Here is an 8,103-nt window from a genome sequence, read left to right on the forward strand (position 1 = left end):
CCCCCGGCCCCCCCCCCCGCCCCTACCCCCCCCCCCCCCGCCCGGGGCGGCCCGGCGCCCCCGCCCCCCCCCCCCCCGCCCCCCCCCCACGACGCCTGGAATGAACGCTCAGCCCAGCCGCATCGAATACGCCGCGATCACTGGCTGCCTTTGGCCGCCTGGAGCAGGTCGGCACGGGTGGTGAACTTGACCCGCGGGCGGCCCGCCTCCTTCCCGGCGCCGCGTTCGGCCAGATCGATGGCCTTCCAACCGACGCGGTCCACCAGGTCCGGCTGGCGTTGCTGCACCAGGGCGCGCAGTGCGTCCCGATCGCCGGTAGGGGCGGCCAGCCTGCCGGACATGAAATCCGCGATGAGGGCTTCGACGGTTTCCTCGGAGTCGATCCGGTTCGAGCCGATGACGCCGCGGGGGCCGCGCTTGATCCAGCCGCTGACGTACACGCCGGGCAGGGGCGTGCCGTCGGGTCCGGTGACCCGGCCGTGCTCGTTCGGCACCACGGCTCGCTTTTCGTCGAACGGCAGGTCCGGTACGGGTTCACCGCGGTAGCCGATCGAACGCAACACCAGCGAGGCGTCGTAGCTGCCGGTGCGATCGGTGGCACGAGCGTTGAGCACGCCGTCCACATCCACCAGCTCGTTGTGCGCGTACTCCAGCCCCTCCACCTTGTCGGTTCCGAGAACCGCGGTGGGCGAGGCCAGGTATTTGAACACGATCCGCTTGTTGCCCTCGGCGGGCGGTTTCGCGGCGTATTCCTCGGCCAGCGTGTACTTGAGCCGCAGCGACGGTTCGACCTCGGGATCGTCGAGCACCGCTTGCGAGACGGGGTCGAGTTTCAACTCGGCCGGATCGATGACCACGTCGACCCCGGACAGGTGCGCGAGCGCCAGGAATTCCGGTGAGGTGTAGGCGGCCTGTAGCGGTCCGCGCCGGCCCAGCACCACCACTTCGCGGATACTGCTGTTGCGCAGCGCGGCGAGGGCGTGGTCGGCGATATCGGTCTTGGCGAGTTCGTCGGGGTGCACGGTGAGCACACGCGCCACATCGAGCGCGACATTGCCGTTCCCGACGATGATCGCCCGCTCCCCGGACAGGTCGAAAGTGCGATCGGCGTAATCGGGGTGACCGTTGTACCAGGCCACGAATTCGGTGGCCGAATGGCTGCCGGGCAGCTCCTCGCCCGGTACCCCCATCCGCCGATCCGAGGAGGCACCGACCGCGTAGAGAACCGCGTGGTGGTGCGCCAGCAGTTCCTCGTGACTGATGTGCTCGCCGACCTCGACGTTCAGGTAGTACTGCAGGGTGTCGCGACGGAACGCCGATTCGAACATGCCGGCCACCGTTTTGGTACCGGGATGGTCCGGGGCCACTCCGGCGCGGACCAGCCCCCAGGGCGTGGGCAGGCGATCGAACATCTCCACCTGGACATCGCAGCGGCGGAGCAGTTCGTCGGCGGCGTAGGCGGCCGCCGGACCGGCACCGACGATCGCGACCCGCAATGTCCCGAGCTCCTTGGGCGGGCGCACCGGCGTAGCGATCGGATCCAGGTTGGATTCCAGCGGGTGCCGCTCGAACCAGGCGGCATTGATATCCCGGAAGCGGGCCAGCGACGCGGAGAGATCGTCCTCGGAGAAGATGGCCTCCACCGGGCACGCGTCGACACAGGCGCCGCAGTCGATGCAGGTGTCGGGGTCGATGTAGAGCATTTCGGTCGTGGCGAATTCCGGCTGATCCGGAGTCGGGCGGATGCAGTCGACCGGGCACTCGGAAACGCAGCTGGCATCGTTACAACAACGCTGCGTGATTACGTAGGCCATATTTGTGCAGATCCTCGAGACTTATGTGCGGGCTGGTGCCTTCCGGGTCACGGTGGGCAGGGCGGGACAATCGGGTGCGGACCGGGGTCACCGGCCCACCCTCCATTGTGACGCCGCTTTCAGTTTGCCTCGAGTGTGTTATCCGTCTCCGCACGGAGGGTGCTTACGGTGGTCACATGACCCGGACTCTGATCTTGATGCGCCACGGGAAATCGGCGTACCCGCCCGGAATCGACGACCACGAACGCCCGCTGGCGCCGCGTGGCCGGCGCGAGGCCGCGTTGGCCGGGGACTGGCTGCGCACCACCCAGCCGCCCATTTCGGCGGTCCGCTGCTCGACCGCGACTCGAACGAGGGAGACCCTCGCCGCGACCGCGATCACCGCGCCGGTGGAATTCGACGGCGGAATCTACGAGGCGGCGGCCGATCAGCTGATCGAACTCGTCCAGCTGACCGATCCGGCACTGTCGACGCTGCTGGTTATCGGGCACGCACCGGGTATGCCGTGGACCGCGTGGGACCTGGCGGCCGATCGCGATACCGACGACGCACTGCGGCTCAGTCGCAAATTTCCCACCTCGGCCCTGGCCGTGCTGCGCTTCGAAATGCCGTGGGATCGGATCGAGCCCGGTACGGGCGACCTCGCGGCCTTCCACATCCCGCGCTGAACGAACACGCACGCTCAGCGCAGGACTTTGCCGCCGAAGACCGCACCGACGCCCAGCAATACCAGTAGCAGGAAGGCCGCCCAGCCGCCGAGCAGCCACCAGACCAGTCCGAACACCACCACGATCGGCGCCACCGCGATGGCGGTGATCACCGGACTCTCCTTGACCGTAGCCCAGGCCGAACGTGCCCGGATCCGGTCGATTTCCTCAGCCATAATCCCAGGTTACGTGCTCGGAACCGGATGCGCTGGTGGGCGCGGAATCCAGTTTCGTCCGGCTCGTGCCACGGTACGCCGGGCTGGGTAGGCTGGCCCTCGGGGTCCGGTGGCCGGCCGCGTCGCCGGGAGGCGGTAGTCGCAGACCGAGAGGATGTGCGGAGATGACCGGAACAACCGAGGAGAGCACGGTCGTCCGCAACGCGGACAAAGACCGCTACGAGGTGTTCTACGGCGGCGATCTCGCCGGTTTCGCCGAGTACACCGAACGCGGCACGGAAACCGTTTTCACCCACACCGAGGTCGATTCGGCGTTCGAGGGCAAAGGGCTCGGCAGCAAACTGGCCGCGTTCGCGATCCGCGACACCGTCGACCGCGGGCACCGGATCCGTCCCGAATGCCCGTTCATCCGAAGCTATCTGGAGCGGCATCCCGAATATGCCGCGCATGTGGTCGGCGTCGACGGTGAGTGATCTGGACCCGCATCCCGCCGAAACGCTGTGCGTGCCGGCGAGCGGGCCGGGTCCGGTGACGGAACTCTATCCGGCCCGGGAAGTACCGCTGGGCGGGGTGCGCGGTACCTATGTCGAACGCACCCTCCCACAGCGGGACCTGCCGACCGTCGGTGCCTGGTGCTTCCTCGACTATTTCGGCGCGCCCACGGTGACCACCACGGATCTGCCGCCGGATATCGACCCGCATCCGCATATCGGCCTGCAGACGGTCACCTGGCCGCTGGAGGGCCGGATCCGGCATCGGGATTCGGTGCATTCGGATGTACTGATCGAGCCGGGCCAGCTGAATCTGATGACCTCCGGCCGCGGTATCGCCCATTCGGAGTACACCGTGCCGGACGCCCCCGCCGGGCGCGGATTGCAGCTGTGGGTCGCGCTGCCCGACGATCACCGCGATATCGCACCGCATTTCGAACAGCACCGCGATCTGCCGGTGCACCGCGGGCCAGGTCTGCGCGCGACCGTACTACTGGGAACGCTGGCCGGGGTCACCTCACCGGCGATGATCTACACGCCCCTGGTCGGCGCGGATGTCGAGATCGACCCTGCCACCACGACCACACTGCGGACGAACCCGGAATACGAATACGCGATCCTGGTCATCGATGGTGAAGTGACCGTGGCGGGTGTCGAGACGGGCCCCGGCCCGCTGCTGTACCTGGGTACCGGGCGCGTCGAACTGGAGTTGGCCAGCGCCGGCGGCGGCCGGTTCGCGCTGATCGGTGGCGAGCCGCTGACCGAGGAATTGGTGATGTGGTGGAATTTCGTCGCCCGGGAGCATACGGAGATCGCCGCGGCGCGCACGGACTGGGAGCAGCGCAACACCGACCGCTTCGGTGATATCGCCGGTCATCCGCCCGAGCAGCGAATCCCCGCACCACCGCTACCCGGCGGGCAGTTGAAACCGCGCGGCCGCCGGCAACGCCGCTGAACAATTTCCTCCGCGCGTTTGCCTGGAGTCCACTCCAGGTGGCTAGCGTTGTCACTGTTCGACGAGAGGAAGCGGACCGAACCACAGAACGGCTGTGGCGCAACAAATTTCGGCAAAGGGGAACTCCGTGAGTCTTTCCGCACCCACCAGCGACGGGCCCGGCCGGGATATCCCCCGGCATACAATCGGCGCCGCCGCCCGGCACTGCGGGCTGAGTCAGGACACCCTGCGCTGGTACGAGCGCATCGGCCTGCTCTCCCATATCGGTCGCGATCACACCGGTAGACGCCGGTTCAGCGACCGCGATCTGGACTGGCTGACGCTGATCACGCGGCTGCGCACCACCGGCATGTCGGTCGCGGACATGATCCGCTACGCGGAGCTGGTCCGGGCCGGGGAGAGCACCATCCCGGAACGGCTCGCGATGTTCCGTACCACCCGCGCCGAGGTCCTCGACCGTATCGCCGAACTCCAACAGACCGTGGCGGTCCTGGACTACAAGATCGCGCTGTACGAGGAGCACACCGCATCGGCCCCCGCCCGGTCACCCGACAACGCCGCATCGTGAAGGGATTTCCGCGAATGACCACCCCCACAACACTGCCGAGCACTCCTCTGGGCCCCGACGGGATCCGGGTCGGGATCCAGGGTCTGGGCTGTATGGGCATGAGCGAGTTCTACGGCCCCACCGACCGCGCCGAAGCCCGCGCGACCCTGGACCGGGCCCTCGAACTCGGCATCACGCTGTTCGATACCGCCGATATCTACGGCGCCGGCGACAACGAAGAATTCCTCCGCGATTTCGTGCGTACCAACCGCGACCGGGTTGTACTGGCCACGAAGTTCGCCATCGTCCGCAAACCGGACGACCCCCACTACCGCGGCATCGACAATTCTCCGGAATACATCCGCACCGCCGTGGACGCCAGCCTGCGCCGGCTGGGCATCGACACCATCGACCTCTACTACATGCACCGGCGCGATCCCGAGGTACCGATCGAGGAAACCGTCGGAGTGATGGCCGAACTCGTCCAGCAGGGCAAGGTACGCGCCCTCGGGCTTTCCGAGGTCACCGGTGCGGAACTGCGCGCCGCCCACGCGGTCCATCCGATCGCCGCGGTGCAATCGGAATGGTCGCTGTTCTCCCGGGATGTCGAACGCACCGCGGCACCCGCTGCCGCCGAACTGGGCGTCACCTTCGTCCCCTACTCGCCGCTCGGACGAGGCTTCCTCACCGGATCGTTCGCGCAAGCGGACCAACTGAACGACACCGATTTCCGGCGTCATATGCCGCGTTTCAACGGCACCAACGCGGCGCACAACGCGGCGCTGCTGGCACCCGTGTACGCCATAGCCGAAGAACGGAGTCTCACGCCCGCACAGGTCGCTCTGGCCTGGGTACATTCCCGGGCCCAGGAACACGGGCTTTCGGTCGTACCTATTCCGGGCACCCGCCGACGCACCCGACTGGAAGAGAACGTCGCGGCCGCGACGGTTGTGCTGACCGCCGCCGAACTGGCCCGGCTGGAACCGATCGCCGAACAGGTCGCCGGTCCGCGCTACGCGGATATGTCCTTCACCTCGGCAGGCCGCGAATAGGGCACGCGACAGGCAGGCAGGTCGGGGCACCGGCCCAGCCGTTACCCAGGGGCCGCCGTGATCCGCACGATCCGGGACAGCGGCAAACCGCGCAATTTTGCACCGCGGCGAGCCGGGAATCGATATATCGCTGACCGAAAAGGCGCGTCGCTGATCGCATATCACCAGGTGGCGGCTACTCGGATTCGGACATCGCCGCCCGCCGCCGGCCGGGCACCGTAGCGGAGCGCATATGAGGTACCGGCTCCGAGCGATCCGAATCGTTCAGGCGCTGGGTACCGATGACGCGGAGCAGGTCCAGCTTCTCCGCAGCGTCGGTACCCGGCCGGGGACGGTAGATCAGCAGCCGCTGAGTAGCGCTGGTGGTGAGCAGGGTTTCGCAGTCGAATTCGATCGCGCCGACGTCCGGGTGCACAATGCTCTTCACATCCGAAAGCCGGACCTGCACAGCGTGTTCGTTCCACAGCCGATCGAATTCGACGCTGGCAGATCGCAACGCAGCGACGAAGTCGAGTACCTCGGGGTCCTTCGCGCGCCGCGCCGCGGTTGCGCGCAGATCGGCCACCTGTCGGCGCGAGATCCGGTCCACATCGTCCGGCGGGCAGAAATCGCGGGCCGCAGGGTCGGTGAACCACCGCCAGGCAAAGAAGCGGTGCCGGCCGGGCAGCACGGTCTGGTCGCCGATCAGCAGGATGTGCATCCGGTTCTGCACCAGGGTTTCGCCGAGGTCGGTGACCACGGCCGCCGGGGTATCGTCCAGCTTCGCCAAGACGTGCATCATCCCCGGCCCCACGTGTTTGTCCGGCCCGCCACCACCCGGCGGTGTCTGGTCGCACAAGAAGTACACGTGATCACGTTCGTCGCTGGTGTACCGCAGGGCCCGGGTGAGCGCGGCAAGGACCTGGGTGGACGGCCGCGGGCCGCGAGCCTGCTCCAACCGGGTGTAGTAGTCGGTGGAGATCCCGGCCAGCTGCGCCACCTCGTCCCGCCGCAGCCCTGGTGTCCGGCGCCGCACACCGGGCGGCAACCCGACCTCCGCCGGGGTCAGCTGTTCGCGGCGGCGGCGGAGAAAATCGGCGAGTTCGCTGCGATCCATCCCTCCACTGTGGCGCAGCCGGGCCCGGCGAGCCAGGGACCGCCGCTCCCCCGATAAAGCGTCTCTGCCGGCGGCGCGGGCAGGCCACCAGTGTGGAGTACATGACGAACACACAGATGCAGACTTCGCGATTGGGCAGCACCGGCCCGGCGGTCGGCCGGATCGGTTTCGGCGCGATGGGCCTGTCGGGTGCGTACGGCCCCGCCGACGAAGTGGAATCAATCGCCACCATCCATGCCGTGCTCGACTCCGGCGCCTGCCTCGTCGACACCGGCGATTTCTACGGGAGCGGCCACAACGAGATGCTGGTCGGGCGGGCGATCGCCGACCGGCCGCGCGAAGAGGTCACCCTCAGCGTGAAATTCGGTGGCATGCTGGGCCCGGATATCAGCTGGCAGGGCATGGACACCCGGCCGGCGGCGGTGAAGAACTTCCTGAGCTACAGCCTGCGCCGGCTCGGCGTGGACTACATCGATATCTATCGCCCGGCGCGGCTGGATCCCGCGGTTCCGATCGAGGACACCATCGGTGCCATCGCCGAAATGATCGACGCCGGTTACGTCCGGCATATAGGACTGTCCGAGGTGGGCGCCGAAACCCTGCGCCGGGCCGCCGCGGTACATCCGATCGCCGATCTCCAGATCGAGTATTCGCTGTTCTCCCGTGGTATCGAGGCCGAGATCCTGCCCACCTGCCGCGAGCTCGGTATCGGCGTCACGGCCTACGGTGTGCTCAGCCGGGGTCTGCTCAGCGATTCGCTGCGCGGGCGCGACGATGCCGCTGTGTCGGATTCCCGCGCCGGCATCCCCCGTTTCCAGGGCGAGAACCTCAGCGCCAATCTGAGACTCGTCGACACCCTGGCCGGCCTGGCCCGGGAGAAGGGGGTCACCACCGCGCAACTCGCCATCGCCTGGGTATTCGGCCGCGGCGACGATATCGTCCCCTTGATCGGTACCCGCAGCGCGCGGCGGTGGGCCGAGTCGATCGCTGCCGCGGCGGTATCGCTCACCCCGGCCGAACATGCCGCTGTCGCCGAGGCCGTACCCGCCGATGCGGTGACCGGCAGCCGCTACCCGGAGCCGCTGATGGCCACGCTGGACAGCGAGCGGTGCGCCCCCCCACTGGCTCCACGCGACCCGAGTGGTGAACAAGGGACCTGCGTGTCTCGCGCCCCCACGGCCACCGTTGGGGGCCGAGGGGGGGCCCACCGGGTTATTGGCCACGAGGGGGTGCCGCGCCCGGGAACTCGCGTTGTGGCCCTCGGG

At 68.1% G+C, this 8,103-nt stretch carries 8 protein-coding genes and 1 pseudogene; 6 read left to right on the forward strand and 3 right to left on the reverse strand.

The window, feature by feature from the left end:
• Nucleotides 1-137 precede the first annotated feature (137 nt).
• Nucleotides 138-1,814, reverse strand: a complete 1,677-nt coding sequence (locus tag QH195_RS08780) for a 4Fe-4S binding protein (protein WP_280434987.1) — start codon at nucleotides 1,812-1,814, stop codon at nucleotides 138-140.
• Nucleotides 1,815-1,990: 176 nt separating this feature from the next.
• Between QH195_RS08780 and QH195_RS08785 the strand changes: the two genes are divergently transcribed.
• On the forward strand, nucleotides 1,991-2,482 hold the full coding sequence (locus tag QH195_RS08785; protein WP_280423252.1) for a SixA phosphatase family protein: 492 nt from the start codon (nucleotides 1,991-1,993) through the stop codon (nucleotides 2,480-2,482).
• 14 nt (nucleotides 2,483-2,496) lie between these two features.
• Here the strand turns inward: QH195_RS08785 and QH195_RS08790 are convergent, their stop codons facing one another.
• Nucleotides 2,497-2,697: a hypothetical protein gene (locus tag QH195_RS08790; RefSeq protein WP_432278278.1), complete on the reverse strand. Its 201-nt coding sequence runs from the start codon at nucleotides 2,695-2,697 to the stop codon at nucleotides 2,497-2,499.
• A gap of 164 nt (nucleotides 2,698-2,861) precedes the next feature.
• Between QH195_RS08790 and QH195_RS08795 the strand changes: the two genes are divergently transcribed.
• The 4 genes from QH195_RS08795 to QH195_RS08810 all read left to right on the forward strand — a co-directional run bounded on the left by QH195_RS08795 (nucleotide 2,862) and on the right by QH195_RS08810 (nucleotide 5,742).
• Complete coding sequence (locus QH195_RS08795; RefSeq protein ID WP_280423251.1) at nucleotides 2,862-3,170, forward strand: GNAT family N-acetyltransferase; 309 nt, start codon at nucleotides 2,862-2,864, stop codon at nucleotides 3,168-3,170.
• Nucleotides 3,163-4,143 (forward strand): pirin family protein, encoded by a 981-nt coding sequence (locus QH195_RS08800; RefSeq protein ID WP_280423250.1) that lies wholly within the window; start codon nucleotides 3,163-3,165, stop codon nucleotides 4,141-4,143. The genes QH195_RS08795 and QH195_RS08800 overlap by 8 nt, the downstream gene beginning before the upstream one ends.
• Nucleotides 4,144-4,270: 127 nt before the next feature.
• Nucleotides 4,271-4,711: a MerR family transcriptional regulator gene (locus QH195_RS08805; RefSeq protein WP_280434988.1), complete on the forward strand. Its 441-nt coding sequence runs from the start codon at nucleotides 4,271-4,273 to the stop codon at nucleotides 4,709-4,711.
• A gap of 14 nt (nucleotides 4,712-4,725) precedes the next feature.
• Nucleotides 4,726-5,742, forward strand: coding sequence for an aldo/keto reductase (locus QH195_RS08810; RefSeq protein ID WP_280434989.1), 1,017 nt, complete (start codon nucleotides 4,726-4,728; stop codon nucleotides 5,740-5,742).
• 175 nt (nucleotides 5,743-5,917) lie between these two features.
• Here QH195_RS08810 and QH195_RS08815 read toward each other — a convergent pair whose 3' ends face one another.
• Nucleotides 5,918-6,838 carry a helix-turn-helix transcriptional regulator gene (locus tag QH195_RS08815; RefSeq protein ID WP_280434990.1) on the reverse strand — a complete coding sequence of 307 codons (921 nt, stop codon included), beginning with the start codon at nucleotides 6,836-6,838 and terminating at the stop codon, nucleotides 5,918-5,920.
• Nucleotides 6,839-6,954: 116 nt separating this feature from the next.
• Here QH195_RS08815 and QH195_RS08820 point away from each other — a divergent pair.
• Nucleotides 6,955-7,947: pseudogene (locus QH195_RS08820) on the forward strand (aldo/keto reductase); the annotation flags it as partial.
• Nucleotides 7,948-8,103 lie beyond the last annotated feature (156 nt).

The organism is Nocardia carnea (assembly GCF_029868855.1).
GTDB classification, from domain to species: domain Bacteria; phylum Actinomycetota; class Actinomycetes; order Mycobacteriales; family Mycobacteriaceae; genus Nocardia; species Nocardia carnea_A.

What these genes read in the sequence shown, in the direction of transcription:
- QH195_RS08810 (WP_280434989.1), top strand. Translation starts at nt 4,726, where the DNA reads ATGACCACCCCCACAACACTGCCGAGCACTCCTCTGGGCCCCGACGGG.
- QH195_RS08780 (WP_280434987.1), bottom strand. Translation starts at nt 1,814, where the DNA reads ATGGCCTACGTAATCACGCAGCGTTGTTGTAACGATGCCAGCTGCGTT.
- QH195_RS08785 (WP_280423252.1), top strand. Translation starts at nt 1,991, where the DNA reads ATGACCCGGACTCTGATCTTGATGCGCCACGGGAAATCGGCGTACCCG.
- QH195_RS08790 (WP_432278278.1), bottom strand. Translation starts at nt 2,697, where the DNA reads ATGGCTGAGGAAATCGACCGGATCCGGGCACGTTCGGCCTGGGCTACG.
- QH195_RS08795 (WP_280423251.1), top strand. Translation starts at nt 2,862, where the DNA reads ATGACCGGAACAACCGAGGAGAGCACGGTCGTCCGCAACGCGGACAAA.
- QH195_RS08815 (WP_280434990.1), bottom strand. Translation starts at nt 6,838, where the DNA reads ATGGATCGCAGCGAACTCGCCGATTTTCTCCGCCGCCGCCGCGAACAG.